At 69.7% G+C, this 25,775-nt stretch carries 29 protein-coding genes; 11 read left to right on the plus strand and 18 right to left on the minus strand.

The features are described 5' to 3' along the window. Positions 1-4: 4 nt before the first annotated feature. From QE392_RS01865 to QE392_RS01885, 5 genes are all read right to left on the minus strand, one after another. Positions 5-1,297: an ABC transporter substrate-binding protein gene (locus tag QE392_RS01865; protein WP_307447041.1), complete on the minus strand. Its 1,293-nt coding sequence runs from the start codon at positions 1,295-1,297 to the stop codon at positions 5-7. 24 nt (positions 1,298-1,321) lie between these two features. Then, on the minus strand, positions 1,322-2,197 hold the full coding sequence (locus QE392_RS01870; RefSeq protein WP_307447044.1) for a carbohydrate ABC transporter permease: 876 nt from the start codon (positions 2,195-2,197) through the stop codon (positions 1,322-1,324). Continuing rightward, positions 2,194-3,129, minus strand: a complete 936-nt coding sequence (locus QE392_RS01875) for a carbohydrate ABC transporter permease (RefSeq protein ID WP_307447047.1) — start codon at positions 3,127-3,129, stop codon at positions 2,194-2,196. Before QE392_RS01875 ends, QE392_RS01870 begins: the two co-directional genes overlap by 4 nt. A 19-nt stretch (positions 3,130-3,148) precedes the next feature. Further along, entirely contained in the window at positions 3,149-4,180 is a 1,032-nt protein-coding gene (locus QE392_RS01880) for a LacI family DNA-binding transcriptional regulator (protein WP_307447050.1), read from the minus strand. A 319-nt stretch (positions 4,181-4,499) separates the two neighbouring features. Then, positions 4,500-4,769, minus strand: a complete 270-nt coding sequence (locus QE392_RS01885; RefSeq protein WP_307447053.1) for a hypothetical protein — start codon at positions 4,767-4,769, stop codon at positions 4,500-4,502. A 754-nt stretch (positions 4,770-5,523) separates the two neighbouring features. Here QE392_RS01885 and QE392_RS01890 point away from each other — a divergent pair. The 3 genes from QE392_RS01890 (at position 5,524) to QE392_RS01900 (ending at position 7,863) form a co-directional block, all read left to right on the plus strand. Next, entirely contained in the window at positions 5,524-6,198 is a 675-nt protein-coding gene (locus QE392_RS01890) for a carboxypeptidase-like regulatory domain-containing protein (RefSeq protein ID WP_307447056.1), read from the plus strand. 178 nt (positions 6,199-6,376) lie between these two features. Further along, complete coding sequence (locus QE392_RS01895) at positions 6,377-6,871, plus strand: hypothetical protein (protein ID WP_307447059.1); 495 nt, start codon at positions 6,377-6,379, stop codon at positions 6,869-6,871. Continuing rightward, positions 6,868-7,863 carry a cation diffusion facilitator family transporter gene (locus QE392_RS01900; protein ID WP_307447061.1) on the plus strand — a complete coding sequence of 332 codons (996 nt, stop codon included), beginning with the start codon at positions 6,868-6,870 and terminating at the stop codon, positions 7,861-7,863. Before QE392_RS01895 ends, QE392_RS01900 begins: the two co-directional genes overlap by 4 nt. Here QE392_RS01900 and QE392_RS01905 read toward each other — a convergent pair. Together QE392_RS01905 and QE392_RS01910 are read right to left on the minus strand one after the other, a co-directional pair. Next, complete coding sequence (locus tag QE392_RS01905; RefSeq protein WP_307447063.1) at positions 7,838-8,803, minus strand: DNA topoisomerase IB; 966 nt, start codon at positions 8,801-8,803, stop codon at positions 7,838-7,840. The two genes, QE392_RS01900 and QE392_RS01905, sit on opposite strands and share 26 nt — an antisense overlap. 5 nt (positions 8,804-8,808) lie before the next feature. Next, entirely contained in the window at positions 8,809-9,078 is a 270-nt protein-coding gene (locus QE392_RS01910) for a DUF7218 family protein (RefSeq protein WP_154921742.1), read from the minus strand. A gap of 192 nt (positions 9,079-9,270) precedes the next feature. On the opposite strand from QE392_RS01910, the gene QE392_RS01915 reads away from it, so the two are divergent. The 3 genes from QE392_RS01915 to QE392_RS01925 all read left to right on the plus strand — a co-directional run bounded on the left by QE392_RS01915 (position 9,271) and on the right by QE392_RS01925 (position 11,148). Continuing rightward, positions 9,271-9,435, plus strand: a complete 165-nt coding sequence (locus QE392_RS01915; protein ID WP_307447069.1) for a hypothetical protein — start codon at positions 9,271-9,273, stop codon at positions 9,433-9,435. Positions 9,436-9,697: 262 nt separating this feature from the next. Next, on the plus strand, positions 9,698-10,543 hold the full coding sequence (locus tag QE392_RS01920) for a DUF4097 family beta strand repeat-containing protein (RefSeq protein WP_307447072.1): 846 nt from the start codon (positions 9,698-9,700) through the stop codon (positions 10,541-10,543). Continuing rightward, positions 10,543-11,148: a PadR family transcriptional regulator gene (locus QE392_RS01925; protein WP_307447075.1), complete on the plus strand. Its 606-nt coding sequence runs from the start codon at positions 10,543-10,545 to the stop codon at positions 11,146-11,148. Before QE392_RS01920 ends, QE392_RS01925 begins: the two co-directional genes overlap by 1 nt. Before the next feature lie 3 nt (positions 11,149-11,151). On the opposite strand, the gene QE392_RS01930 is transcribed toward QE392_RS01925, so the two are convergent. Then, positions 11,152-11,661: a universal stress protein gene (locus QE392_RS01930; RefSeq protein WP_307447078.1), complete on the minus strand. Its 510-nt coding sequence runs from the start codon at positions 11,659-11,661 to the stop codon at positions 11,152-11,154. Between the two features lie 163 nt (positions 11,662-11,824). Between QE392_RS01930 and QE392_RS01935 the strand changes: the two genes are divergently transcribed. After that, complete coding sequence (locus QE392_RS01935) at positions 11,825-12,007, plus strand: DUF3073 domain-containing protein (protein WP_307447081.1); 183 nt, start codon at positions 11,825-11,827, stop codon at positions 12,005-12,007. 51 nt (positions 12,008-12,058) lie between these two features. Here QE392_RS01935 and QE392_RS01940 read toward each other — a convergent pair whose 3' ends face one another. Genes QE392_RS01940 through purM form a run of 3 tightly spaced genes read right to left on the minus strand, consistent with a single transcriptional unit; the run spans position 12,059 to position 15,909 of the window. Beyond that, positions 12,059-13,288, minus strand: a complete 1,230-nt coding sequence (locus QE392_RS01940) for an MFS transporter (RefSeq protein ID WP_307447084.1) — start codon at positions 13,286-13,288, stop codon at positions 12,059-12,061. Further along, a complete protein-coding gene (gene purF / locus QE392_RS01945) occupies positions 13,285-14,760 on the minus strand; it encodes an amidophosphoribosyltransferase (protein ID WP_307447087.1) in 1,476 nt (491 codons plus the stop codon). The genes QE392_RS01940 and purF overlap by 4 nt, the downstream gene beginning before the upstream one ends. Positions 14,761-14,766: 6 nt before the next feature. Then, on the minus strand, positions 14,767-15,909 hold the full coding sequence (gene purM, locus QE392_RS01950; RefSeq protein WP_307447090.1) for a phosphoribosylformylglycinamidine cyclo-ligase: 1,143 nt from the start codon (positions 15,907-15,909) through the stop codon (positions 14,767-14,769). Positions 15,910-16,094: 185 nt separating this feature from the next. On the opposite strand from purM, the gene QE392_RS01955 reads away from it, so the two are divergent. After that, positions 16,095-16,706: a zinc-binding alcohol dehydrogenase gene (locus QE392_RS01955; protein ID WP_307447092.1), complete on the plus strand. Its 612-nt coding sequence runs from the start codon at positions 16,095-16,097 to the stop codon at positions 16,704-16,706. 3 nt (positions 16,707-16,709) lie between these two features. Here the strand turns inward: QE392_RS01955 and QE392_RS01960 are convergent, their stop codons facing one another. Both QE392_RS01960 and QE392_RS01965 read right to left on the minus strand, forming a co-directional pair. Next, a complete protein-coding gene (locus QE392_RS01960) occupies positions 16,710-17,045 on the minus strand; it encodes a potassium transporter Trk (RefSeq protein ID WP_307447094.1) in 336 nt (111 codons plus the stop codon). A gap of 200 nt (positions 17,046-17,245) precedes the next feature. Further along, the gene (locus tag QE392_RS01965) at positions 17,246-17,602 is read right to left on the minus strand and encodes a sterol carrier family protein (RefSeq protein WP_251536524.1); all 357 of its coding nucleotides are present in this window, start codon (positions 17,600-17,602) and stop codon (positions 17,246-17,248) included. A gap of 306 nt (positions 17,603-17,908) precedes the next feature. Here QE392_RS01965 and purD point away from each other — a divergent pair, with 306 nt between their 5' ends. The 3 genes from purD (at position 17,909) to QE392_RS01980 (ending at position 20,543) form a co-directional block, all read left to right on the plus strand. Beyond that, positions 17,909-19,180 carry a phosphoribosylamine--glycine ligase gene (gene purD, locus QE392_RS01970; RefSeq protein WP_307447098.1) on the plus strand — a complete coding sequence of 424 codons (1,272 nt, stop codon included), beginning with the start codon at positions 17,909-17,911 and terminating at the stop codon, positions 19,178-19,180. A 415-nt stretch (positions 19,181-19,595) separates the two neighbouring features. Next, complete coding sequence (locus QE392_RS01975; RefSeq protein ID WP_307447102.1) at positions 19,596-19,937, plus strand: hypothetical protein; 342 nt, start codon at positions 19,596-19,598, stop codon at positions 19,935-19,937. 9 nt (positions 19,938-19,946) lie between these two features. Continuing rightward, positions 19,947-20,543 (plus strand): class I SAM-dependent methyltransferase, encoded by a 597-nt coding sequence (locus tag QE392_RS01980; RefSeq protein ID WP_307447105.1) that lies wholly within the window; start codon positions 19,947-19,949, stop codon positions 20,541-20,543. Between the two features lie 136 nt (positions 20,544-20,679). Here QE392_RS01980 and QE392_RS01985 read toward each other — a convergent pair whose 3' ends face one another. The 5 genes from QE392_RS01985 to QE392_RS02005 all read right to left on the minus strand — a co-directional run bounded on the left by QE392_RS01985 (position 20,680) and on the right by QE392_RS02005 (position 25,654). Then, a complete protein-coding gene (locus QE392_RS01985) occupies positions 20,680-21,966 on the minus strand; it encodes a glycosyltransferase (protein ID WP_307447109.1) in 1,287 nt (428 codons plus the stop codon). 41 nt (positions 21,967-22,007) lie between these two features. Further along, entirely contained in the window at positions 22,008-22,637 is a 630-nt protein-coding gene (locus tag QE392_RS01990) for a TetR/AcrR family transcriptional regulator (protein WP_307447113.1), read from the minus strand. Between the two features lie 10 nt (positions 22,638-22,647). Further along, positions 22,648-23,301, minus strand: coding sequence for a hypothetical protein (locus QE392_RS01995; protein WP_307447117.1), 654 nt, complete (start codon positions 23,299-23,301; stop codon positions 22,648-22,650). A 164-nt stretch (positions 23,302-23,465) separates the two neighbouring features. Beyond that, on the minus strand, positions 23,466-25,034 hold the full coding sequence (locus QE392_RS02000; protein WP_307447119.1) for an MFS transporter: 1,569 nt from the start codon (positions 25,032-25,034) through the stop codon (positions 23,466-23,468). Next, a complete protein-coding gene (locus QE392_RS02005; RefSeq protein ID WP_307447124.1) occupies positions 25,031-25,654 on the minus strand; it encodes a PadR family transcriptional regulator in 624 nt (207 codons plus the stop codon). Before QE392_RS02005 ends, QE392_RS02000 begins: the two co-directional genes overlap by 4 nt. Positions 25,655-25,775 lie beyond the last annotated feature (121 nt).

The raw sequence follows: 25,775 nt of genomic DNA on the forward strand, positions 1-25,775 counted from the left end.
GGTCTTACTGGCCGGTGATGGTGTTCCAGCCGTCCGTCCATTGCGTCGCCAGCTCGTCCTTGGTGATCGAGCCGGCGAAGTACTGCTGGAGGCCGGGGGTGGCGTACTGCAACTTCCACTGGGGGTAGTCGAGCGTCTTGGTGAAGGGGGCACCGGTCAGCTCTTCACCGGTGGCCAGCAGCGGCTCCCAGATGGGGATGTCAGCGGTCGCGGTGGTCAGGTCCTCGAGGGCGCTGGTGGGCACGGGGCGCAGCCAGTCGCTCTGACCCAGGCGGGAGATGTTCTCGGCCTGCATGAAGTACTCGAGGAACTGGGCGGCTTCCTCGGGGTGCTTGCTCTGCGCGGCAACCGAGACGGTCTGCGGGTTAGCGGCCTGGGCTGCGCCGTCGTCTCCGGCCAGGGCGGGCAGGACCGTGAAGTTGAAGCCTTCGGGTGCCCCCTCGGTGAGCTGCTGGGCGAGGTAGCTGGCACCGATGAAGATGGCGTAGTCGCCCGCGAAGAATCCGGGGACAACGTCCGCGGTGGACTGCGTCACGGCCGTGGGGTCCATGGTTTTGTCGTCGAACAGCATGCCGTGCAGCTGTTCGGGGACTCCGAGTTCGGCGTCTGTGACGTCGATGGTGGCCGAGCCGTCGTCGGCGACGTCGAAGAACGTGCCTCCGTAGTTGAGCGCGGTGTTCATCATCGCGGACGCCGGCTGCTTCAGTCCCCACCCGACGCCGTAGTGGTCGGCGGTGGTGAGCTTCTTCGCGAGCTCTCGCAGCTCCGTCCACGTCAGGCTGTCACCCTCGGGCATCGAGACTCCGGCTGCGGCCAGGAGGTCGGTGTTGACGAAGGCGACGTAAGACTGCACCAGTGTGGGGGCGGCGATGATCTGATCGTTGATCGTGACGATGTCCCAGAACTTCTCGGGGACGTCTGCCTTGAGGTCGTCGGAGATGTAGGGCGTGAGGTCGGCGAGGTACCCCTGGTGGGCGAAGCCGGCGAGGTCGGAGGCCTCGTCGTAGATGACGTCCGCGGGGGTGTTGCTCTGGAACTGGGTGACCAGCTGGTCGTGGACGTCGTCGTAGTTGCTCTGCAACACGGTGACCTGGACGTTGGGGTTGTCCTGGTTCCAGGTGTCGATGATGTCGTTGGTGGCCTCCACCGTGGCGTCCTGGAACGCAACGCTGAGGAAGGTCAGCTCGACCGGGCCGTCGCCCGAGCTTCCGCCGGCATTGCAGCCGGCGAGGGTGAGGGCGGTGATGGGGAGCAGTGCGGTGCAGGCGAGGAGTCTCTTGTGGTTCATTGCGGTCATACCTCCGTTGGTGTGATGCGGGTGTTAGCCCTTGACTGCCCCGGACAGCAGTCCGGAGGAGAGCTTGCGTTGGATGAAGGCGAAGAAGATCAGGCCGGGGATGGTGGCGATGAGGGAGGCTGCGGCGAGGGGGCCGAGTTGGACGATGCCTTCGGCGCCGACGAATCGGGCGAGGGCGAGTGGCAGCGTTTGGATGCGTTCGTCGCGGATGGTGACGAGTGCGAAGAAGAAGTCGCTGTAGGCGGTGACGAACGTGAACAGGCTGGTGGCGACGATGCCGGGGGCGAGTACCGGGAGCACGAGGGAGACGAGGACGCGGACGCGGCTTGCACCGTCGATCGCGCCGGCTTCTTCAATCTCGATGGGGATGCTGCGGATATGGCCTTGCAGCATCCAGAGCGCGAAGGGGAGGCACCAGACGGAGTAGACCAGCGTGAGTCCGAGGAGGCTGTTGACCAGACCGATATTCGTCAGCAGTAGGAACAGCGGGATCACGATGAGGATGAACGGGAACATCTGGCTGAGCAGGATCCATCCGAAGGCGACGCCGCGGATCTTGGAGCGGGTGCGGGAGAGCACGTACGCGGCGGGGATGGAGATGACAACGACGGCGAGTGTGGTCGCGCCGGCTACGAGCAAGCTGTTGCCGAGGGCCCCGATCAGGTTCACCTTCTCCAGGGCCGCGGTGATGTTGCCCAGATACAGCGAGCTGGGGAACAGGCCCGTGGTGACGGACTGCAACTCGCTCGGTGTCTTGAGTGTGGCGGTGACCAAGAACAGCAGGGGGAAGCCGAGGAAGAAGATGTAGCCGAAGAGGGCCAGGTACTGCAGGGGCCGGAAGATGCGGCGGCGGGTCCGCATGGTGAGCGTCCGGGGGCGGCGGATGGTGGCGGTGGTCATGACTGACGCTCCTTTGCCTGGCGGCGGAGGTAGAACACCAGCAGGGCCGCGATGATGAGGACCATGACGTTGCCCATTGCGGAGGCGTAGCCGAAGTTCCCGTATTTGAAGGCTTCGTTGTAGGCGAAGAGCATGGGCAGCATGGTCTGGCCGCCCGGCCCGCCGGCGGTCAGCACGTACACGAGCGCGAACTGGTTGAAGTTCCAGACGAAATCGAGCGTGGTGATGGCGAAGATGATGGGAAGCAGCGACGGGATGGTGACGCTGCGGAATCGACGGAATGCTCCGGCGCCGTCGAGAGCGGCGGCTTCGTGCAGATCCGAGGGGACATTTTGCAGGCCAGCCAGGAGAGTGACGGTGGTCTGCGGCATGCCCGCCCAGATCCCGACGACGATGGCGGCGGGCAGCGCGAAGGTGGGGTCTCCGAGCCAGTTGATGTCGCTGGGGAGGCCGAGCGCGGCGAGGGTGCTGTTGACGGGTCCGGCGGTGGGGTTCAGCATCAGGCGCCAGATGATCGCAATGATCACCGGCGGAATCGCCCAGGGAACGAGCGCCAGCACGCGGGCGACGCCGCGGAAACGCAGGTTCATGTTGAGCAGGAGCGCCAGCCCCATCGACGCGAGGAACTGAAGGATGGTGACCGAGAACGCCCAGATTAGACCGACCCGGAACGACTGCCAGAACAGGTCGTTTCCGAGAAGTTCGGTGTAGTTGTCGATGCCGTTGAAGTTGACGGGGCGGTTGTACCCGGCGGCTGCATCTGTGAACCCGAGGAGGATGCCCTGCACGAGGGGGTACACGCTCAAGACGACGACGGGGATGAGTGCGGGCAGCAGCAGCAGCCACATTTCTTTCGAGCTGCCGGTGGCCGAGTAGGCGCGGCGCTTCTTGGTTTTCGTGGGTGTGCCAGGCAGGCGGTTGTCAGCCCGCATCAGGGGTGGTTCGCGTAGTTCAGTCGACATTGACGTCTCCGGACTGGGTAGAAGATCGAGCCACGAGTGAAGGCATCACCGTGGCGGTTTCAGGGGGGCGAGTTGGGTCCTCGAAGCGAGCGAGGAGCAGCTGGGCCGCGAGACGGCCACGTTCGGCCGATTGCAGCGACACAGTTGTGATGGACGGGTTGTAACTGGCGGCGTACTCGGTGTCATCGACGCCGGTGACCGCGATGTCGTGAGGCACCCGTAGCCCTGCGGCGAGGCAGGCGTTGATGATCCCGACGGCGAGAAGGTCGTTGCCGCCGACAATGGCGTCCAAGCCCATCTCTCCGCACCGGTCGAGGATGCGCTGTCCCGCTGCGCGGCCCGCTTTGATGGTGAAATCTGTTGCGATTTCCATGAAGCAGCCGTCAACCGCGATCCCCGCCGCTTCCATCGCTGCGAGATAACCGTGCCGGCGGGACACCCCCGGGTTGGTGTTGAGCGGACCGTTCACAAAACCGATGCGACGTCGCCCCAGCGACTGCAAGTGCTCCACGGCGAGCTGCACCGCGTGGCCGGAGTCGACGCGGACCATGTCGACGGGCACATTTCCTTGAAGCGAACCGATGACCACGACGGGGACGATGAGCTCGCTCAACGCACGACGCAACGATGGGGACACTCGGAGGGGCGAGATGATGAGCGCGTCACCGACACCCATGTTCATGCTCTGAACCAATGCCACCGTCTGCTCGACGTCGCGTCCGGTGGTCGTGACGCTCAGCCGGATGCCTGTGTCGGCGAATTCGCGTTCGATGGCGCGCAGCATTGCCACGTAATTGAGGTTTCCGATGTCGTCGACGGCGAAGAGCACCTGACGCGTGCCGCCGAGACGAAGTGAGCGCGCGGTGGCGTCAGGGACGTATCCCACGCGCCGCGCCGCGCGACGAACTTTCTGTACCATCGCGACGCTCGCCGATCCTCCAGTCAGCGCACGAGAGGCGGAGGCGAGCGAGACGCCGGCAGCGGCGGCGACCTCGTGGAGCGTTGCTCGTTCGATGGTCATGAGAGTCCTTTGCGTCATTGCGAAGACCGGAAACGTTCCCAATTTTGGAAACGTTTCCAATTTGCCTTGTGGGCGAGCCCGAAGACTGTAGGTGATGAGGGGGGCTAGCGCAAGGTTGCGAATCCGCCTGTTGATCGTCGAGCGCATGCAGGTGCGAAACCGATGGGTTTCGCTCCATTTCGCCGCCGGGAGGTCTGCGGCAGCCCCGTCCCGCAGACCGGATTCACGGCCGTAGTGCTATCCGGGGACGCTTGCCATAGCGTCACTGAGGGGAGCCCTCGTCCTGACGATCACGCTCGCGACGCCGAAACCCCGAGCGTCACCCCTGTCCGGGTGCTCCATACACTGAGCCGTCGGGCAGTGGAGGGCAGGTGGCGGTGGCGGTCTGTGCCGCGACTTCGGCACGGATCGCAACGTCCCCCTCTTTCTTCGCGAGAGTGTAGACGATCCCTTCCTGCGCACCGGGGGCGGGAACGTATCCGACGGTAGCGGAATCGACCGGTCCCCATTCCTCGGTCGCGGGACCGAAGTTCGTCGTCACCAGGTCAGCGGTCGGGTTCTCGATCAGCCAATTGGCCGCGTCGACCACAGTTGTACCAGGGAGGACCCAAAACCCTTCCAATCGTTCGTAAGGGCCGCATGGCCACCCGGTGTACGAGGAGAACCTGCCGGGAGACGTGTCAGTGCGTACCGCTCCCGGTGGAAGGCTGGCCGCGTCGAGCCAGGCCTGGGCCTGCGCGAGCGCCGCGGCATTTCTCACGGCATCCGTCGGCGATTCACTGGGCGGGGCGTGAGCAGCCACCTCGTCTCCGGCCCCCGGGGTGACCTCCGTACCGGACGCGCACCCGGCGAGAGCCGAAACGGCGATGAATAACGCACTGGGTACTACGAGGAATGGTCGACGCCGCATGATCACACCGTAACGTCGGACACAGAGCCCAGCTGATCACCGTCAACCCCGGCGCGATCCGCGCAACCATCGCTCACGGCGGCATGTCACCTCGCTCCGACTCGCCACTCGCTCCATCCGCGCCGATGGAGACAATTGCGTGAACAGCGGGCTCGCGCCATAGCCGTCGACGGCTGCGGGGCCCTAGGGTCGGCATCGATGGGAGCACCGTGCTTCCGCTGGGGGATCGACATGTCATTGTTCTCACGCGCCACCGCGCGACACTCGCTCGCCGTCGCGGCGGCCGTTCTGATCGCGGGCTCCGTGCTCGCTCCTGCGGCCCACGCCGATACCGGGCCGGCCACCGGGACCATGGTCGGTCAGGTGCTCCTCGAGGGACCGCCGGACTACGCTCCGGCCGCGGGTACCGAGGTGTTCCTGTTCCCCGCCGACGGTGAGCGCAGAGACGCCCACCGTCGTCGCGACGACCGCCGAGGACGGCACGTTCGCGGGCGACGTGATCGCCGGGTTGGAGTACGAAGTCGTCGCGCAGGTCGAGGACGGCCTGCACGTGTACCGATACCTGGGCGCCACGACGAGGAACGGCCCGGGAAGCACCTTCACCGTCGCCGCCGGAGAGACACTCGTCCTCCCCGAGTACGTCTTGCCGCTGGGCGCGACGATCAGCGGTCACGTCGAAGCGGACGACGGCGGCCCCGTCTTCGTGACGGCCTCTTCCGGTGCCTTCGGCCTCAACTTCTCGGCGCGAGCAGACACCGACGGTGACTACACGATCCGAGGAATCGAACTCGGCACCTACATCGTGACCTTCGAGGACAGCACCAGTCGCGAAGAGCCCCGGCAGTGGTGGCCCAACGCGCCGACCGAAGACGGCGCCCAGCCCATCGTCGTGACCGACGTGGATCAGGCCTTCACCGGCATCGACGCCGACCTGCGCACCCCGCGCACGAACCCGCTCGACTCCGCTCCGTGCATCGACCGCGCCTCCTGGACCGTTGCGAAGGCCACTGCCGCGGCCCGCGCGTACCTCCGCGACCATCGCGACCCCGCTGCACTGAAGGGGCTCACCCGCGCCGACGTGCAGCACTATTTCGCGCGCTGCGCCTGACCGACTCCACGACGGAGCGGCCGCCGTCTTCACGTCGGCGGCCGCTCTCATGGCGATCGACCTGCGTCGAAAGCCGACCAGCCCTGATACGACCCGCCGAGCACCGCGGCAACCCCCGAGACGGCAACGCCCGCTCGCCGGGATGATCACGTCGTCCGAGTCGAAGGGGAGGAGCGTCATGGCCAGATCGAGAACCGTCCGCCTGCTCGCGGTGGCGGCGATGTCGCTGCTGCTCGCGGGGTGCGGCATCCACATCCCCTCCGATCCCGACGGCACGCTCGCGCACGTCGAGGGCGGCGTCCTGCGCGCGGGCGTCTCGCCCAACGGCGAATGGGTCGAGATCGGTGACGCCGAGCCCACGGGTATCGAGGCCGAGGCCCTCGCGGACTTCGCGGCGTCGCTCGACGCCGACGTCGAGTGGACGATCGGCTCCGAGGAGTCGCTCGTCCGAGGGCTCGAGGAGGGCGACCTCGACGTCGTCGCCGGGGGCCTGACCGACAAGACGCCCTGGACGACCAAGGCCGGAACGACTCGCCCCTGGGCCGAGACCACGCTCGACGACGGCAAGAAGGTGCAACTCGTGATGCTGGTGCCCCTGGGCGAGAACGCCTTCCTCTCTCACCTCGAGACCTTCCTCACCGCCGAGGCCGAGCGGAAGGGGATCGCGCCGTGAGCGGCGAGACCGTGCGCTTCGGGCGCACCGAGTTGCCGCCGAAACAGGTCGAGGCCCTGCGCCGGGCTGTGCACCTGGAGTGGGTCACGATCGGCCTGCTTGTGATCACCGCGACGCTCGTGTTCATCGTGCTCGGCAGCTCGCAGGCCATGAAGGCGGCCTGGTCGGAAGATCTGCTGTCGTTCATCCCGCCGATCGCGTTCCTCATCGCCGTGCGACTCGCGCGGCGTCCGCCGACGAAACAGCATCCCTACGGCTTCCACCGCTCTGTCGCGGTCGGCCACCTCGTCGCCGCGGTCGCCCTCACCGGCATGGGCACGTTCCTTCTCGTGGACTCCGCGATCAACCTCCTCCGCGGCGAGCACCCGACGATCGGCACGGTCAATCTCTTCGGCGTCACGATCTGGCTGGGCTGGCTCATGATCGCGGTGATGGCCGTCACCGGCATCCCTCCCGTGATCCTCGGTCGCCTCAAGCTCGGTGTCGCGCGCGAACTGCACAACAAGGTGCTCTACGCCGACGCCGACATGAACAAGGCCGACTGGCAGACCTCGCTCGGCACGATCGTCGGTGTGCTCGGCATCGGAGTGGGCCTGTGGTGGATGGATGCCGCGGCCGCCATCTTCATCTCAGGCAGCATCCTGCACGACGGCGTCAGCAACCTGCGCGCGGCGGTCGTCGACCTGATGGATGCCCGTGCGACCACCTTCGACGACAACCATCCGCACCCGCTCGCGGGCCGCGTCGACCAGTACCTCGCGGGGCTGCCCTGGGTCGCCCGGGCCGGCAGCCGCGTGCGCGACGAGGGCCACGTCTTCCACATCGAGGCATTCGTCGTCCCGCGTCGCAGAAAGGTGGCGCTCGCCGACATCGAGCGGGCACGTCAGGGCTGCGTGGCCCTGGACTGGAAGGTGCAGGACGTCGTCATCGTGCCCGTTCCCCGCTTGCCCGACGTCGTCGACGCGGTCACTCCCCCAGGATCAGACGCCTGATCGCGGCATCCTTCGATCCGCCGAGGTCCATCGTCCTCCCTCGGCGATACAGCGAGAACACGCGGGGGTCGATGTAGCTCGACCGCGCGACGGCGGGGGTGTTGCCGAGCGCCTCGGCCGTCGCCCGGACGGCCGCGACCTCCGCCTTCTTCCGCTCGTTCTTGCCCCCGGTGGTGCCGGCCTTCGCCAGCGACTCGGCGGCGAGGATCGTGCCGCGGAGCGTCCGGAAGTCCTTGGCACTGAAGGGCCCGCCGGTGAGCGAGCGCACGTACGCGTTGACGTCACCCGTGGTGAGCGGCACGCGCCGACGCCCCTTCCGGTAGCTGAGCAGTGCCGCGCGAGAGCGGCCGAGGGCGAGCTCTTCGACGATGGATGCCAGCTCCGCATCGCGCACCGACAGCTCGGCGCGTTTGCCGCTCTTCGCCGGGAACGACAGACGGATCAGATCGCCCTCGACCGTGGCATCCCGTCTCTGCAGGGTGGTCAGCCCGCGACTGCCGTTGGTCACGAAGTAGCGGGCGTTGCCCACGCGCGGCGCGACGAGGTCGAGGAAGCGGAACGACACCGCCAGCACGCGCTCGCGGTCGGCCTCGGCGCGGCGCAACGACTGCGTCACGCGGGCACGCGCCCGCGGAAGCGCCTCGGCGAGTTGCAGCGCCCGGGCGAACTTGCCTTTGTCCTGCCGCTTCGCCCAGTCCGCGTGGTACGTGTACTGACGGCGGCCGGCTTCATCGGTGCCGACGGCCTGGATGTGCGCGTTCGGCTCCTTCGAGATCCACACTTCGCGCCAGGCCGGTGGGATGACGAGCCCCCGCGCGCGCTCCGCCTCACGCTCGGGCACGGCGGCACCGGTGTGATCGACGAAACGGAATCCCGAGCCCGACCGCACCCGACGGAAGCCGGGGTCCTCGTACGGTCGGACGCGGATGAGGCGGGGCATCGGCGTCAGTGGTTGCGGAGAAGGTCGATCAGCTCCGCCTTCTTCTTGCCCGAGTAGCCGGTGATGCCGAGCTCCTTGGCGCGCTTCTTCAGCTCGTCGACGGTGCGGTCCTCGTAGTTCTCGGCGTGACCGCCCTTCTCGCCGACCTTGTCGCGACCCTGCGCGGCGGCGGCGTTCGAGATGCGCGCCGCCTTCTCCTTCGAGTCGCCCTGCTTTCGCAGCTCCTCGTACAGCTCGGGGTCTTTCAGGCTGTTGGATCCTCGTCCCTGGGGCATGACGTCTCCCTCCGTCGGATTTTCGACGCTACGGGCGGGAGCAGCTGCGGGTGCGCGGGGTTGACAAGGCGCGGTTACCAGCCGTGCCGCCGCAGCGTCAATCCCGTGGAGGCACGCGTTTCGCCGGTGCGACGGTGAGCCCGATCACCCGCCGGGGGTCGCTCTTCGGCGGATGCAGAACAAGGAGCTCTCGTGAACACCGTCCTGATCATCGTCATCGCCATCGCGATCGTCATCGCCGTCATCAGCGGTCTGAGCGAGGCGGCGGGCTTCCTGCTCTGGAGTGCCCTCGTTGTCGGCCTCATCGCTCTCGCCGTCCTGCTGTTCCGGGTGTTCAAAAATCGGGGGCGCGTCTGAGACCCAGGAGCCGCGGCGTGTTTCGGGGACCCGTCGCCCTCCTCTCCCGGCGGGTTCGCCCCGCCCCGGATGCCACGCGCTCACGTCAGCGCGTGGCATCCGTGTTTCCGCCCCGAGCGTTCGCCCGTCGCCACGGAAGGTGGGCGACGGCCCAGGTGCGGAACCGCGTGCGAGGGAGCATCCCCGCTCGCACCCTTGACGTAAACGCGATATATCGCGATACTCGGCTCAACGCGATATATCGCGAGTGAGGAGCCCAGTAATGGAGAAGTGGATCATCCACCCGGGAGAGACGCGCGTCATCGACCTTGATGCCGTGCGCGAGCTCAAGATCGGCCTGGTCGGCGGCCAGGTCGACGTGATCGCGCACGACGAGACCGACACGCGCATCGAGGTGCACGGGGTCACCGTGAAAGATCTCCGCATCGAGCTGGCCGACGGCCGCCTCGAGATCGACCACCCGCAGCTGCGGTGGGACAACTTCCTCGAGGTGTTCCGCAACTTCGGCGCGGGCGGCCCCAAGGCCGAGGTCAGTGTCGCGGTCCCCCGCACCGTCGCCCTGACGCTCGGCGTCGTCAGTGCGAGCGCGCTGGTCTCGGGCCTGCGCAGCGGCGCGCGCCTCAACACCGTCTCGGGCGACATCATGGTCGACGGCCTGGTCGGCGACGTCGACCTGAACGCCGTCTCGGGCGACGTGCAGGTGCGCGAGCTTGATGGAGGCCTCAGCGCCAACAGCGTGTCGGGTGATGTCGCCGCGACCGGTCGCATCACGAAAGCCTCGATCGACACCGTCTCGGGCGCAATGCTCGTCGACTCCACCGGACCGACGCAGTCCATCTCGCTCAACTCCGTCAGCGGCACGGCGACCGTGCGGCTGGACCGCTCGCTTCCCGCCAACTACGTCTCGCGCTCGGTGAGCGGCCGCGTGCAGATCGACGGCCAGGTGCGCTCCGGCAAGGGGCCCACCAGCTTCACCGGGTCGACCGGCGCCCTCGCCGGGTCGTTCGTCGACGTGCGCGCCAACACCGTCTCGGGCGAGATCACGGTGCTGCGCCGGGGAATCTCGGGCCTGCGTCCCGAGGAGCTCGCCGGAGAGGAGGAGTGGTGATGAGCCCCGTCTTCTCGCACGGCGACCTGCGCCTGTACATCCTGAGCCTGCTCGACGAGGCGCCGCGCCACGGCTACGACCTCATGCAGGCGCTCACCGAGCGCACGGGCGGCACCTACTCGCCCTCCGCCGGCACCATCTACCCCCGTCTGTCCAAGCTCGAGGAGGAAGGCCTGGTCACCAAGACCGTCGACGGACGCAAGACCGTCTACGAGATCACGGATGCCGGCCGAGCCGAGGTCGCAGACCGCACCGGAGACCTGGAGGGCATCCAGGCGGGCCTGGCCGACAGTGTCCGCCTCATCGCCGACGAGGTACGGGGGAGCGTTCGGGATGCCATGCGGAGCCTGCGCGCCGACCTCGCCGCCGCGTCTCGCGAGGAACGGGAGCAGGCTCAGGCCGCGCAGGCCGACGACCCCCGGGCGCGCAGCCGCGAGCAGCTGTCGCGCGCGGACGCGGCCATCACTGAGTTCCGGGGTCGCGTGCGCTCGGAGCTGCGGTCGCACGTCGCCCGCGGCGGCGAGCTCACGGCATCCGGAGTCGATGAGATCGAAGCGGCGTTGCGACAGGCCTCCGAGGCCGTCGCCCACGCGATGCGCGGGTGAGCGTCACTCCCACGGCAGCTGATCGTCGGCGCCGACCGGGTCGCCCTGCGGGACGACGAGCACCGGTCGGCGCTGGCGGTGGCTGAGCCGGGCGGCGACCGATCCGGTGAGGAATTCGCGCAGTGACTCCCCGAGGCCCCGTCTGCGTGTCCCCACCACCAGCACCGAGGCACCCACGGCATCGGCGAGGCGGATGAGCGCGAGCGCCGGATCGCCGATCTCCTGCCGGACGCTCCACGTCACCGTCTCGTCGGCGAGCGTCTTCTCCGCGGACCGCCGCACGTCGTCGAGCGCCGCCTTGGCCGCGGCCCCCGCGACGTCGAGCGTCGATGAGTGCACGTAACCGTCGGGGTCTTCGAACGCGACGAACCTCGTGGTGTCGACGTGCACGACGATGAGCTCGACATGCGCGAGCGCCGCCTGACGCGCCGCCTCGCGCACCACGCGCGTCGACTGCCCGGGCACGACGCCGGCGATCACGGGTCCCACCGGGGGACGGGGCTGATCGGTCATGGAAACTCCTCTCAGGCGCCCGCCGACGCGGGCGGAGGCCGCACGACGGCGGAGCCGGAATGCGCCGTGATATCCTGGGTGTTACTCTTACCGGCTCGGTCCGGAACCGCAATACGCAGGGCCCACAGCGCGGCCCTCGACGTCGATCGTGAGGGGGTCTCGCATGGGGCGTGGCCGTCAGAAGGCGAAGAACACCAAGATCGCCCGTGAGCTGAAGTACGACACCTATTCGGTGAACTACTCGGCTCTCGAGCGCGAATTGGGCGCACCCGAAACGGGTGAAGACGCGTACGTCGACAAGTGGGCCGACCAGTACAGCGACGAATACGAAGACGAAAAGGCCTGAGAGCCTCCCCCGTCGCGAGCCGGTGAGCGCAGCGGCGCGGAAAATACCCGATCAGGTGTCGTCGGCCCACGCGCGCCCGGTTCGGCGCTCCCATGCCTCTTCGATCGTCTCGTTGCGCGCGACGATGACGGATGCGGGGATGATGCACAGCACCGCCGCACCGATCAGCACCATCCCCGCGGTCCACCCGCCGGTGAGCTCGTGCGTCAGACCGATCGACAGCGGCATCAGCGCGGCGATGCCGTAACCGACGCTCTGAACGATCCCGCTGAGAGCGACGGCCGTTTCGTGGGAGCGCGTGCGGAGGCCGAAGAGCACCAGCACCATCGGGAACATCAGCGGCACCAGCCCGACGAGCACGACCCACAGGGTCGTCGCTGCGGTCGGCGCGAACAGCAGGCCCACGATGCCGACGACCCCGGCGAGCAGCGCGACCGCGTAGAACGGCGTCGTGCGCCGCAGGCGTCCGACGAGCAGCGGAACGATGAGCGCCACCGGCATGCCCATGAACGAGAAGAGCGCGAGCAGGCCGCCCGCCTCGGCGGCATCCACGCCCGCGATGTCGATCAGCATCGGCGGGAGCCAGGCGAAGAGTCCATAGGCCACCGACGAGTTGACGGCGAAGGTCGCGACGAGCGCCCAGGTCTGCGGCACGCGCACGACGCGCGACAGCACCGAGGCCCGCGGCTCCTCGACCACGTCGTCGCGTGCCGCGCGGGCGCGCAGGCTCATCGCGACCCACGGCACGACGGCCGCCACGGCGATCGCCGCCCACACCAGGAAGGACCCGCGCCAGCCGATCGCGTCGGCCAGGGGAACGGCCACGAGCGGCGGGACGAACGTCGCGATCGCCATGGCGCTCGAATACACGGTGGTCAGCAGACCGATGCGGCCCGGGAAGTACTTCTTCACGACGGCAGGGAGCAGCACGTTGGCCACACCGACGGCGGCGAACACTCCCGCCGTCGCCCCCAGCAGACCCACCGCGTCGACCGCGATCGCCCGCAGCACGAGCATGACCGCGGCGATCACCGCGGCCGCGAGCACCAGGCGTTCCAAGCCGATGCGGCGCTCGATCGCGGGGGCGAACATCCCCGCGAGCGCGAACGCCGCCGGAGGCGCCATGCCGATCAGCCCGACCACCGCGGCGGGCACGTCGAAGTCGCGCTGGATCGCCGTCAGCAGCGGCGACAGCGACGCGACGGCGATCCGAAGAGTCAGTGCGAGCAGGACGACGGCTGTCGCGGCGAGCGCGAACATCCCCGCCCCGCGGCGGGTCAAGACTCCTGGCTGCCCTCGACCCAGGCGAGGTACTCCTCCGACACGGTGCCCGTGACGTACCGGCCGTCGAAGCAGCTCATGTCGAGGTCGACCAGGTCGGTACCCTCCATGATGGCCGCCTTGAGATCCTCGACCTCCTGGTACACCAGGTAGTCGCAGCCCAGCTCTTCGGCGATCTCGGGGATCGTGCGGCCGTGGGCGACGAGCTCGTGACGCGAGGGCATGTTGATGCCGTACACGTGGGGGAACCGCACCGGCGGAGCGGCCGAGGCGAACGTCACGCTGAGGGCACCGGCATCCCGAGCCATCTGGATGATCTCGCGGCTGGTGGTGCCGCGCACGATCGAGTCGTCGACGAGCAGCACGTTCTTACCCTGGAACTCCGTCGACATGGCGTTGAGCTTCTGACGCACGCTCTTTTTGCGCACCGCCTGGCCCGGCATGATGAACGTGCGGCCGACGTAGCGGTTCTTGTAGAAGCCCTCGCGGTACTCGATGCCGAGCTTGCGCGCCACCTGCATCGCCGCGGGGCGCGCGGAGTCGGGGATCGGCATGACCACGTCGATCGCGCCGGCGGGGGTGTACTTCGCGACCGTGTCGGCGAGGCGCTCACCCATGCGCAGGCGCGTCTCGTACACCGAGACGCCGTTCATGACGGAGTCGGGGCGGGCGAGGTACACGTACTCGAACGAGCACGGCGCGAGCGTCGGATTCGTCGCGCACTGCCGCGCGTGCATCGTGCCGTCGAGGGCGATGAAGACCGCCTCACCGGGCTCGATGTCGCGCACGACCTCGAAGCCGGCGTTCTCGAGCACGAGCGACTCGGACGCCACGATCCATTCGTCGCGCGGCTCGCCACCGGGCACCTGTGCTGCCGGGCGCTTGCCGAGGATGAGCGGGCGGATGCCGAACGGGTCGCGGAACGCGAGCAGGCCGTAGCCGGCGATGAGGGCGATGGAGGCGTACGAGCCTTCGACGCGCTCGTGCACGCGCCCGACGGCGCGGAAGACCTGCTCGGGATCGAGGTCGGGCCCGGCGATCTCGGACTGCAGCTCGGAACCGAGGATGTTCACCAGCAGCTCGGTGTCGCTGCTCGTGTTGAGGTGGCGGCGGTCCTTGCTGAACAGCTCCTGGGTGAGCTCGCGCGTGTTCGTGAGGTTGCCGTTGTGCACGAGCACGATGCCGTAGGGCGCGTTGACGTAGAAGGGCTGCGCCTCTTCTTCGTTCGACGCGGTGCCCTTGGTGGCGTAGCGCACGTGGCCGAGACCGATGTCGCCGAGCAGGGCGCGCATGTCGCGGGTGCGGAAGGCCTCCCGCACCTGGCCGCGGGCCTTGTGGATGTGGAACACGCCGCTGGACTCGGCCGTGGCCATGCCCGTCGAGTCCTGTCCCCGGTGCTGGAGGAGGAGGAGCGCGTCGTAGATCTCCTGGTTGACCGGGCCCTGCCCGGCCATGCCGACGATGCCGCACATGGGGTGTTACTTCGCTCCGTTCGCCGGCGCACCGGCATCCGCGTACGAGCCGACCAGGCGCACCGCGCCCCCGTCGACGCCCTTCGCGCCCTGTTCGTACTCGCCCTCGGGCCGCGCGTCGTCGCGGACGACGCCGATCTGCCACGTGGCGATGCCCTCGGCCGTGAGCGCCGCGATCGCGGCATCCGCGGTCTCGGGTGCGACGACGGCGAGGAAGCCGATGCCGAGGTTCCAGGTGCCCTCGGTCGAGGTCAGCTCGAGCCCGCCGATGTCGGCCAGCACCCGGAAGACCGGGAGCGGGCTCCACGTCGAGCGATCGACGTCGACCCACGTGTTCTGCGGAAGGACGCGGGCGAGGTTGGCCGCGATGCCGCCCCCGGTGACGTGGCTGAGCGAATGGATGCCGGAACCCACCGCCGCATCGCCGAGCAGGCGCAGCAGCGGGGAGGTGTAGAGGCGGGTGGGCTCGAGCAGCGCCTCGCCCCACGTGCCGCCGAGGTCGTCCGAGGCCGCACCGTAGGCGATGCCCGCGCCGGTGATGATGTGGCGCACGAGTGAGTAACCGTTGGAGTGCAGGCCGCTGGAGGCGAGCGCCAGCACGACGTCGCCGCTCTTCACGCGGTCGGCGCCGAGGACGCGGTCGGCCTCGACGACACCGGTCGCCGCTCCCGCGACGTCGTAGTCGTCGATGCCGAGCAGGCCCGGGTGCTCGGCGGTCTCGCCGCCGACGAGCGCGGTGCCGGTGGCGGAGCAGCCGCGCGCGATGCCCGCGACGATGTCGGCGATGCGCGTCGGCACGACCTTGCCGCACGCGATGTAGTCGGTCATGAACAGCGGGCGCGCCCCGACCACGACGATGTCGTCGACGACCATGCCGACGAGGTCTTCGCCGATCGTGTCGTGCTTGTCGATGGCCTGCGCGATGGCGACCTTGGTGCCGACGCCGTCGGTGCTGGTCGCGAGCAGCGGCTTGGCGTAGTCGCGCAGCGCGGAGGCGTCGAAGAGGCCGGCGAAGCCGCCCACGCCACCGAGCACCTCGGGGCCGTGCGTGCGGCGCACCGCGGACTTCATCAGTTCGACGGCGAGGTCTCCGGCGGCAGTGTCGACGCCGGCAGCGGAATAGGGGTTCTCGTGGGGAGCGGAAGCCACACCCCCAGGATACCCGGGGTCGGCGCGCGCCCGCGCCGCGCGGCCGGGGAGGCACCACGGGTGAGGAACGGAGGACCGAGGACGAAGGAAGGATCCCGTTGCGCGCAGCATCGTCTGCTCGCGAACAGCGGCCGGTGTCCGCAAGGCCTATCCCGCAGGGCTCGACGCGTCCCTACAATGACGCCATGACGGGCGGCCAGCCGGAGTGGGTGATCCGCGAAGACGCGGCCAAGTCGGTGCTCGTCGCCCTGTATCTGCGCCAGGTGCTCGGCATCCGCTCTCCCGAGGAGCTGCCGATGCTCAGGCGGGTTCCGTCGTACGCGCTCGACCGGCGGACGGATGCCGCGCACGCACAGCTCGAGCGGGAGTGGCGCGGCTTTTGGGCGATGACCGTCGAGCCGCAGGCGCATCCGTCACCGGTGCCGCTGGAATTGGTCGACGGCTTCGAGGGCCTCATCGCCCTGCCCGTCGAGGGTGCCGACGTGCTCCGCCGGGCCATCTCCGCGCACGCCGACGACGCGGTCGACTTCGCCCGGCTCGCGCACGACCGCTACGGGCGGGAGTCCGCCGCCCGGCCGGGGGTGTCGTACCGGGCGTACGCCAGCGCGATCGCGGCGCACGAGCGGACGGTCGGCCGGCGCGCGCATTCGTTCGAGCTGAACGTTCAGGTGCTGCCGCTGTCGCAGCGCGGGGTGTGGTGGATCGGCTCGCTGACGGTGGCGGTGACCGACGGACTGCGCAGCGATGTCGTGGCCTTCGACACCGCGATCCACCCGATCATCGCGGAGCTGGCCTGAGCGTCAGATCTCGTACTGCTCGTGGTCGACGATGACGCGACGCGTGCGGCGACCGAGCACCCGCTCGAACACCAGCGCCACGATCGCCCCGAGGGCGATGCCCGCGACCACGCAGATCAGCGCGGTGAAGCCGAACACCTGCAGCTCGGAGTACACCACCTGGGTGTACGGGCTGATGTCGGATCCGTCGATCGCGACCGTGAGGATGAGGGCGACCAGGATGCCGAGGAACGCCCCCGCCGCGAGGAACACACCGTACTTCGGGGCGCGACGCACGGTCGCGGTCTCGATGTCGTCGCGGACGTACACCGGTCGTTCGGGGAGGGGCTGATCGGCCATGCGCCCATTCTCCCACCGCCGACGTGACCGCGGGTCGTGGCTTTTCGGCGTCGAGACGCCGGTCACCGGTGGCGCGGGCCGGCTCCCCCGCGCCGAGATCACACGTTCTGCGCGAGATGACCCGCTGTTCGCGCGAACGACGCGTAATCTCGGGCAGAACGTGTCGTCTCGGCGGGCATCCCGGCAGCGGGGCGGCGGGGCTACGGCCGCAGGGGCAGCAGTGCGCTCAGGTCGGCGCGCACGCCGGAGGCGACGATCCGGCCCGCCGTCACGGCATCCGCCCAGTGCTCCTGGCCCGTCGCGACGGCGATCCAGGTGGCGGCGTCGGTCTCGACGACGTTGGGCGGAGTGCCCCGCGTGTGACGCGGGCCCTCGATCACCTGCACCGCACCGAAAGGCGGCACCCGCATCTCCACGGAGTTGCCCGGGGCCTTCTCGACGAGCAACTGCAGCAGGTACCGCACCGCCGTGGCGGTCGCGGGGCGCGGCGCGTCACCCGCGGCGACGGCGGCGAGCGCTGCACGACCGTCTCCGGTCTCGATGCGGCGGGGAGGCATGGCATCCACGCTACCCGCGTCCTCGGGCTCGGTGAGCGTCGCCGGCCCGCGCCCCGTCGGGGCCCGCCGCGCCACGTCATGGTCGGGGCACAGCCGCCCGCGGCACGTCACGATCGGGGCACGCCGCGCGCCACGTCACGCTCGGGCCCCACTGCACGCGCCCCGTCACAAGCCGCACCTTGACCCAAGGCAGGAGAACCGCCGATCGCGCGCGGCGCGCGACCGCGAGAACCGTGGGACGCTCGGCGGGGACCCTGCGTCGTGTCCGCGGAAGGCCGTGTCGGCGTCGCTCGATAGGCTGACGGGGTGAGAATCCTGGTCCTCGGTTCGGGCGCGCGCGAGCACGCCATCATCCTCGCCCTGCGTTCCGAGGAGGAGCAGCACGCGATCTTCGCGGCCCCCGGCAACGCCGGCATCGCGCGCGAGGCCCACCTGGTCGACCTCGATCCCTTCGACCCCACCGCGGTCCTCGAGTTCGCCAAGGCCGAGGCCGTCGATCTGGTCGTCGTCGGTCCCGAAGCTCCGCTCGTCGCCGGGGTCGCCGATCCGCTGCGCGCCCACGGCATCCCCGTCTTCGGTCCGGGCAAAGCCGCCGCGCAGCTCGAGGGCTCGAAGACCTACGCCAAGCGGATCATGGATGCCGCGGGCGTCCCCACCGGACGTTCCGCGCGCGCGCACGACGTGGCATCCGTCGAAGCCGCCCTCGACGAGTACGGCGCCCCGTACGTGGTGAAGGCCGACGGGCTGGCCGCGGGCAAGGGCGTCATCGTCACGTCCGACCGCGACGCCGCCGTCGCGCACGCCCAGACCTATCTGCCGAACGGCGCCGTGCTGATCGAGGAGTTCCTGTCGGGACCCGAGGTGTCGCTGTTCTTCCTCAGCGACGGCGACCACGTGGCCCCGCTCAGCCCCGCGCAGGACTTCAAGCGCCTGCTCGACGGCGACGCAGGCCCCAACACCGGCGGCATGGGCGCCTACTCGCCGCTGCCCTGGCTCAGCGAGCGCTTCGGCGGCGAAGACGAGTTCGTCGAGCACGTCACGCGCGAGATCGCCGAGCCCGTCATCCGGCAGATGGATGCCGAGGGCACCCCGTTCATCGGACTGCTCTACGCCGGCCTCATCCTCACCGAGCGGGGCGTGAAGGTCATCGAGTTCAACGCCCGCTTCGGCGACCCCGAGACCCAGGTCGTGCTGCCGCGACTGGTCGACCCGCTGTCGCGTCTGCTGCTGGCCGCGGCATCCGGCACCCTCGAGGACGAGCCGCGCCCCGCCTTCGCGGAGGCCACCGCCGTCACCGTCGTGCTCGCCAGCGAGGGCTATCCCGAGGCGCCGATCACCGGCCGCGTGCTCACGGGCATCGACGAGGCCGAGGAGGTCGACGGCGTCCACGTCGCCCACGCCGCGACGGCGCTCCGCGACGGAGAACTCGTCGCGACCGGCGGCCGCGTGCTGAGCGTCGTCGCCACCGGAACGACGTTCGCCGAGGCGCGTGAGGCCGCCTACGCCGGGCTCGAGCGGATCGGCCTCGAGGGCGGGCAGTTCCGCACCGATATCGCCGCGAAGGTCGCCCTGAGCTAGTCGCGCCGGCCCTGCCCGAGGCCGTGCCCGAGGGAGAACATGTGACCAGCGGAGGACGCGGAAAGCCGCATCCGTCCTCCCCTCGCCACATCTCCTCCGCCCATCACTTTTCGGCGACCCGACGTCGAGGCCCCCCGCAACCCCCGGCGACCCGCATCTTCCCGCGACACCCGCGCCGACCGTGCCCGAGGGAGGACCGGGGGCCAGCGGAGGACGCCCGTGCCGCACCCGTCCTCCCCTCGCCACATCTCCTCCGCCCATCACCGCCCCGGCACCGCACCGCCCGCGCCACCCGCACCCCGCGCGCGTCCGCACCCCGCACACCCCGCGCGCACCCGCGCACCCGGCCAAGCCCGCGCACCCCTGGGACCCCCTTCCCTCGCCCCATCCCGCGCGCGCCGCTAACGTGTCGGCCATGGTCGACAGGGATGCCATGGCACGGGGCCGCGAGGTGTTCGACCCGATCGCCGACCGCCTGTGCGCGCTGCCCGGCGTGGACATCGGCCGGATGTTCGGCACCGAGGGGCTGCGGATCCGCGGGAAGGTCTTCGCGTTCGTGGTGCACAACGGCTCGCTCGTGGTGAAGCTGCCGGAACGGCGGGTCGGCGAAGTGGTCGGCGAGGGCGTCGGCGCGCCCATGGTCATGCGCGACAGGCCGATGCGCGAGTGGGCGGAGATCCCGCTCGACGCCGGGGCGGAGCGCTGGGTGCAGCTCATCGACGAGGCGCGGGTGTTCGTCGACTCGATCACGCCGTAGCCTCGACCGGTGCGGACCACCACCGCTGCGTATGAGGCGCGCGCCGACGAATACATCCACCTGCTCGGGTCGATGGAGGCCGTCCACCCCTCCGACCGGCAGCTCGTCGACACCTGGGCGTCGACCCTCACCGGGCCGGTCCTCGACGCGGGATGCGGACCGGGCCACTGGACGGCTCATCTCGCCGATCGGGGCCTCGATGTCAGCGGCGTCGACCTCGTGCCGCGATTCATCGCCCACGCCGCGGCGGCGCATCCCGGCATCCCGTTCCGCCTCGCAAGCATCGACGACCTCGACGCGGCATCCGCGTCACTCGGCGGCATCCTGTCGTGGTTCTCGACCATCCATCACGACCCCGGCTCCCTCAAGACGCCGCTGGGCGAGTTCGCCCGCGTCGTCCGGCCGGACGGCGGTCTGCTGCTCGGCTTCTTCACGGGGGCGGAGGTCGAGGCATTCGACCATGCCGTCGCAACGGCCTACCGGTGGCCGGTCGCGGAGATCCGCCGGCGCGTGGATGCCGCGGGCTTCGACGTCGTCGAGACCCACACGCGCGAGACGCGCGGCGCGCGACCCGTCGGCGCTCTGGTGTGCGTGCGGCGGGGGTGACCGCGGCCGAGACACCCTCGTCGACGGGGAAATCCTGACGCCAGGATGTCACCGTCGCGGCGCGAAGATCGCCTCGATGTCTCGATGAGCCCGGGGCGGCACCCCGCGCCCCAAGGGCTGCCCCGGCGCCTCGAGGTCACTCCTGAGCGGCGAGCATCGCCTCGATGTCGTCGACGAGCCCCGACGCGCCCGGCGCGACAGCGATGGCCTCACCGATGCGTCGGGCGTTCGCCGCGAAGGACGGGTCGGCGAGGACGCGCTGAACGGCCGAGCGCACGGCATCCGCAGTCGGGCGTCCGGTGCGCAGGTTCACCCCCACGCGGGCGTGCTGCACGCGTGCGGAGGTCTCGACCTTGTCTTCCGAGTCGCCGGCGATGACGATCGGCACGCCGTGGCGCATCGCGTGGTGCAGACCCCCGTAGCCGCCGTTCGTCACCAGCACGCTGGTGCGGGCGAGGAGGTCGTCGTAGGGCAGGTAGGCGGCGGCGAACGCGTTCGCGGGGAGGACGGGCAGCGTATCGACGGGACGGCCGCCCGTCGTCACCGCGACCTGCACGGGGAGGTCGGCCAGGGCGGTGAGGGTCGGCTCGATCACCTCGCTGTAGTCGGTGTTGGCGACCGTGCCCTGCGTGACGTGCACGAGAGGGAGGGCGGGGTCGAGGTCGTCGAACCAGGCCGGCGCGGGGGTGGGGTGCGTCGCGGCGGTGGCCATCGGCCCGTAGAAGCGCAGGTGGGCGGGTGCGTCGCTGCGACGGTACTCGAACTCCGCGACCGTGAACTGCGCGAGCAGGTCGCTGCGCGACAGGGCATCCATGAAGAACGCGCCAGCGAGCGGTGGCGCACCCACCCCGATGAGGAACTCGTCGAGCGAGCGGTGCACCGGCCGCAGTACGGCTTTCGCCGTGACGCCCAGGATGCGATTGCGCAGGCGGTTGAGCAACGGATGCGCGAGCGGCGTGATCCCCAGCCCGTACGGTGCCGTGTCGCGACTGGAGAAGCCGGCGGGCCCGATGCCGCAGAGAACGGTGAGCGGGCGGTCGGACGGATGGCGCGCGAACAGCGTCTGCACACCGAGGAAGGTCATGTCGTGCAGGACGACGTCCGCGGGTTCGTGACGCAGGATCTCATCGAGCGCCGCGGCCGCCGGCGCCGCGGGGTCGACGAACGCCCGCTCGACCCCGCGGTTGATGGTGGCCAGCCCGCGATCGCGTTGGTCGTCGCCCGCGCCGACCCCGTCGAGCGTGTCGGCCTCGGGCGGAAGCGGAAGGAAGGGGATGCCGGCATCCTGAACCATCCGTCGGTAGTTCGCGCCGGTGAGCATGCGCACGCGCCATCCGCGTCGGTGGAGTTCTCGGGCGACGACGAGCAGCGGGCCCACGTGGCCGACGGCGGGCATGCTGCACAGCAGAGCGGAACGGGTCATGTCTTCTGTCCTTCGATGACGGGCCCGCCGCGCGGGCAGGGCTACGAGAGGTTGTCGGCGAGGTGACCCAGCTGCGCCGTCAGCCACGAACGATAGGCGTCGACATCCCATCCGCGCGCGACGGTGAAGTGCGTCCAGGGGTCGGGGCCCGTGATGAGGCCCAGGACGTCGGCCGCGAGCGCGACCTGGTCGACGCGGATGCGGTCGCGCTGCAGGAACCAACCGGCCGCGATGGTCATGTCGCGGTGGCGGCGCAGCTCGAGATCCTCATAAGCCGTGCGCACCTCCTCGTCGCTGTCGGCGGCGGCGAGCATGGCCCGGACGATGGCCGCGGAGCGCTGATTCGCCTCGATCAGGAAGTCGACGTACCGCGCGATGGCGGTGTCGGTGTCGGGCTCGCTCATGATCGCGACAAGTTCGGGGCGCTCGGCGAGGGAATGCCGTCCCTCGTCTCCCGCGAACGTGCGCTCGAAAGCCGCGATGAGCAGCGAGTGCTTGGGGCCGTTGAGGTGCACCGTCGGGATCGACACCCCCGCCTCGGCGGCGATCGCCTTGATCGAGGTGGCCACGTATCCGTCCCGGATGAACAGACGGGCCGCCGCATCGACGATGTTCGCGCGGGTGGCGGCGGCATCCGCCTGCCGCCGGGGGGAGTGATAGCTGCGGGGCACGTGGAGAACGCTACTTCGCGGCGCTGACGTCCGCCCGGGCGATGAGGGTCCCCGCGACGATCTGGGCCCCGGTCGAGACGAAGTACATCGCGTCAGTCAGCAGCTGGCTGGAGGGGTCGTTGGCGACGGCGCCGAGGGCGAAGCCGACGAGCGAGAGGACGAGGATCGCCCACCGCGCCGCGCCGCGAAGCACACCCGCCCGGGCGATCGCGACGCCGCCGAGCACGAGCAGCATGCCCTGCACGGCACTCACGCCGAGCACGAAGGCCATCGCGCCGACGCTGGGCGTCGCGGTCGGCATGAGGTAGGTCACGACGAGGTAGAGGCTGTGGTTGGCGAGCAGGAACGCACCGAAACCGAGCAGCGCGAGCTTGCCGACGAGCGACGAGCCCACGGCGCCATGGCCATCACCGCGCCCGAGGGCGAGGGGGAACATCGCGGCGATCTGGGCGAGCACGCTGCCGAGGAACAGCACCCAGAAGGCGGCCGCCGGTGCCGGATCGGTCGCCACGTCGGCGCCGACCTCGAGGGCGGTGGCGCCGGTGAGCATGACCCCTCCGGCGAGGATCGGGATGCCGGCGGTGCGGGGCCAGGACGCCGCGGCGGGGTGCGCGGCGGTCGGGGCGGAACGGCGTGGGGCGGTGGCGGTGGCGGTGGCGGTCAAGGTCGGGCTCCTTCGGGCGTCGGGCGGGAGTGGACGACCGTGTCGCGGCATCCGTTGTCCATTTTGACTATAGTGCCGTATAAGTCAATAGCCCGACCCCCGCTGACGCGGGAACGACGAACGCCGCCGCCCCTCGACGGGACGACGGCGTTCTCGAGTCGTCGCTACTCGCCTGCCGCGGCCGGCGCGGCCTGCGCCTGCGCCGGAGCCGCGTCACGCGGAGACCCGTGGGGGCGGATCACCGAGGGGCGCCGCATGAACAGCACGGCCACAAGACCCACGACGATCACGGCCACCGGGAGCAGCAGCGACTGCCCCATCGCCTGCGAGAAGCCCTGCACCACCTGCGGCGGCACCGAACCGCCACCGAAGCTCGCCGACGCGTCGGCGGCACCCGGCAGGTTCGCCTCGAGACGGGCCTGCATGAACGCGGCGATGGATGCCGAGCCGATGACCGAGCCGACGGTGCGGGTCGTGTTGTAGATGCCCGCACCGGCGCCGGCCTGACGCGGCGGCAGATTGCGCGTCGCGGTGGTGGCCAGCGGCCCCCACATGCCGGCGTTTCCGACACCCATGAGCGCCGACGGGATGAGGAACACCCAGATGGGCGCGTCGTTCAGGATCAGGGCGACGTAGATGCCCAGGGAACCCGCGACCAGCAGCAGCCCCGGCACGAGGAGGAAGCGCGGGTCGGTGCGGTCGAGGAGCTTGCCCGCGAAGGGTGCGAGCACGCCCGAGAGGATCGCGAGCGGCACGAGCAGCAGGGCTGCCTCGGTGGGCGTCAGACCCCGCGCGAGCTGCAGGTAGAACATCTGCGGCAGCGCCATGCTCGTGACGGTGAAACCCACCGTGGCGATCGCGAGGTTCGCGACCGAGAAGTTGCGGTCCCGGAAGAGCTCGAGCGGCACCAGAGGCTCGCTCGTGCGGCGCTGGGTCCAGATGAAGACGCCCATCACCACGACACCGGCGGCGACCATGAGCCAGATCCACGCCGCCCAGGCGTAGTGCTCGCCCTCCTGCAGGCCGAACACGATGAGGAACAGGCCGATGGCGCTCAGCACCACACCGAGGATGTCGAACTTGTGCGCGGTGCGGGGCAGCTGCGGCACGAGGATGAGCGCCGCGATGAATCCGATGACACCCACGGGGATGTTGATGAAGAAGATCCACTCCCACCCGAGGCCGTCGACGAGCAGCCCGCCCGCGAGCGGACCCACCAGCACGGCCACGCCGGCGGTCGCACCCCAGAGGCCCATCGCCGCGCCTCGGCGCTGGGGCGGGAACGTGCGGGTGATGACGGCCATGGTCTGCGGCGTCACGAGCGCAGCACCCAGGCCCTGCACGGCGCGGGCGACGATGAGCATCTCGAGCGACGACGACAGGCCGCACGCGAGGGAGGCGAGGGTGAAGAGCGCCAGACCCGCGAGGTAAACGTTCTTGGGGCCGAAGCGGTCGCCGAGTCGACCCGTGATGAGCAGGGGCACGGCGTAGGTCAGCAGGTAGGCGCTGGTGACCCACACGACGTTGTCGAGGTTGTTGGTGTTCGGGTCGAGCGCGGCCTTGATGGCGGGGTTCGCGACCGAGACGATCGTGGTGTCGACCAGGATCATGAAGAAGCCGATGACCAGCGCCCAGAGGGCGGGCCAGGGGCTCTTGGCCGGGGTCGTGAACGATCCGGTGCGGATCGACCCGGAAGACGGGGATGCCGCGGAGGCGGCGCGGGAATTGGTCATGGGGTGGTCTCCTTTGAGACGCGGTGCTTCTTCTGGATGTGTTCGGGGATCTCGGCGATGCCCCACGGCAGGGAGCGATCGGACAGGCGCGCTCGGAGCGAGTCCTGCCATGCGACCTCGGCGTCGAGCAGAGCGGCCTGCCGCTGCAGTTCGACGAGGAATTGCTCGGGAGTCTCGCTCTCGGCGGCCCTCCCAAGGCCCGCGCGGTGCTCCTCGACGGAGGAGATGAGCAACGCACGGCGTCGATCGAGCAGGGCGACGACCTCGTCGCGCTCGAGATTGTGGGCCTCCGAGAGCGCGACGCGGAAGTCGCTGGGCCGGTCGATCTGCGGCAACTCCGACCGCACCCAGTGCTCGACGGCGTGACGACCGGCATCCAGGAGGGTGTACGTCGTGCGCTCGGGGCGATTGCCGTCGCGGTCGACGCCGACCTCGGCGAGCAGGCCGTCCCGCTCGAGCCGCGCGACGGTGTGGTAGATCGTGCCCTTCTGCAGGGGCACGAGGCGATCGTCGCGGCGCTCCTTCAACAGGCGCATCAGCTCGTACGGGTGCATGTCGGCCTCGCGGAGCGTGGCGAGGATCATGACCGCGAGCGGGGTGAGGCGGGTCGCGTCCGGCATCCGTCCTCCTCATGGTCCGTGTCGACTAGTCCACGTGGACTATACGCCTATGTCGACACGAAGCCAACCCGCGCGCTCGCCCGATGCCGTCCGACGACACGGGAATCGTCAGGACGATCGA

Source organism: Microbacterium proteolyticum, assembly GCF_030818075.1.
Taxonomy (GTDB): Bacteria; Actinomycetota; Actinomycetes; order Actinomycetales; family Microbacteriaceae; genus Microbacterium; species Microbacterium proteolyticum_A.

Coding starts and splice junctions, on each gene's coding strand:
- QE392_RS01955 (WP_307447092.1), top strand. CDS start 16,095: ATGACGGGCGGCCAGCCGGAGTGGGTGATCCGCGAAGACGCGGCCAAG.
- QE392_RS01870 (WP_307447044.1), bottom strand. CDS start 2,197: ATGACCACCGCCACCATCCGCCGCCCCCGGACGCTCACCATGCGGACC.
- QE392_RS01965 (WP_251536524.1), bottom strand. CDS start 17,602: ATGCCTCCCCGCCGCATCGAGACCGGAGACGGTCGTGCAGCGCTCGCC.
- QE392_RS01920 (WP_307447072.1), top strand. CDS start 9,698: ATGGAGAAGTGGATCATCCACCCGGGAGAGACGCGCGTCATCGACCTT.
- QE392_RS02005 (WP_307447124.1), bottom strand. CDS start 25,654: ATGCCGGACGCGACCCGCCTCACCCCGCTCGCGGTCATGATCCTCGCC.
- QE392_RS02000 (WP_307447119.1), bottom strand. CDS start 25,034: ATGACCAATTCCCGCGCCGCCTCCGCGGCATCCCCGTCTTCCGGGTCG.
- QE392_RS01910 (WP_154921742.1), bottom strand. CDS start 9,078: ATGCCCCAGGGACGAGGATCCAACAGCCTGAAAGACCCCGAGCTGTAC.
- QE392_RS01975 (WP_307447102.1), top strand. CDS start 19,596: ATGGTCGACAGGGATGCCATGGCACGGGGCCGCGAGGTGTTCGACCCG.
- QE392_RS01905 (WP_307447063.1), bottom strand. CDS start 8,803: ATGCCCCGCCTCATCCGCGTCCGACCGTACGAGGACCCCGGCTTCCGT.
- QE392_RS01895 (WP_307447059.1), top strand. CDS start 6,377: ATGGCCAGATCGAGAACCGTCCGCCTGCTCGCGGTGGCGGCGATGTCG.
- QE392_RS01875 (WP_307447047.1), bottom strand. CDS start 3,129: ATGCGGGCTGACAACCGCCTGCCTGGCACACCCACGAAAACCAAGAAG.
- purF (WP_307447087.1), bottom strand. CDS start 14,760: ATGTGCGGCATCGTCGGCATGGCCGGGCAGGGCCCGGTCAACCAGGAG.
- QE392_RS01985 (WP_307447109.1), bottom strand. CDS start 21,966: ATGACCCGTTCCGCTCTGCTGTGCAGCATGCCCGCCGTCGGCCACGTG.
- QE392_RS01930 (WP_307447078.1), bottom strand. CDS start 11,661: ATGACCGATCAGCCCCGTCCCCCGGTGGGACCCGTGATCGCCGGCGTC.
- QE392_RS01865 (WP_307447041.1), bottom strand. CDS start 1,297: ATGACCGCAATGAACCACAAGAGACTCCTCGCCTGCACCGCACTGCTC.
- QE392_RS01935 (WP_307447081.1), top strand. CDS start 11,825: ATGGGGCGTGGCCGTCAGAAGGCGAAGAACACCAAGATCGCCCGTGAG.
- QE392_RS01960 (WP_307447094.1), bottom strand. CDS start 17,045: ATGGCCGATCAGCCCCTCCCCGAACGACCGGTGTACGTCCGCGACGAC.
- QE392_RS01880 (WP_307447050.1), bottom strand. CDS start 4,180: ATGACCATCGAACGAGCAACGCTCCACGAGGTCGCCGCCGCTGCCGGC.
- QE392_RS01925 (WP_307447075.1), top strand. CDS start 10,543: ATGAGCCCCGTCTTCTCGCACGGCGACCTGCGCCTGTACATCCTGAGC.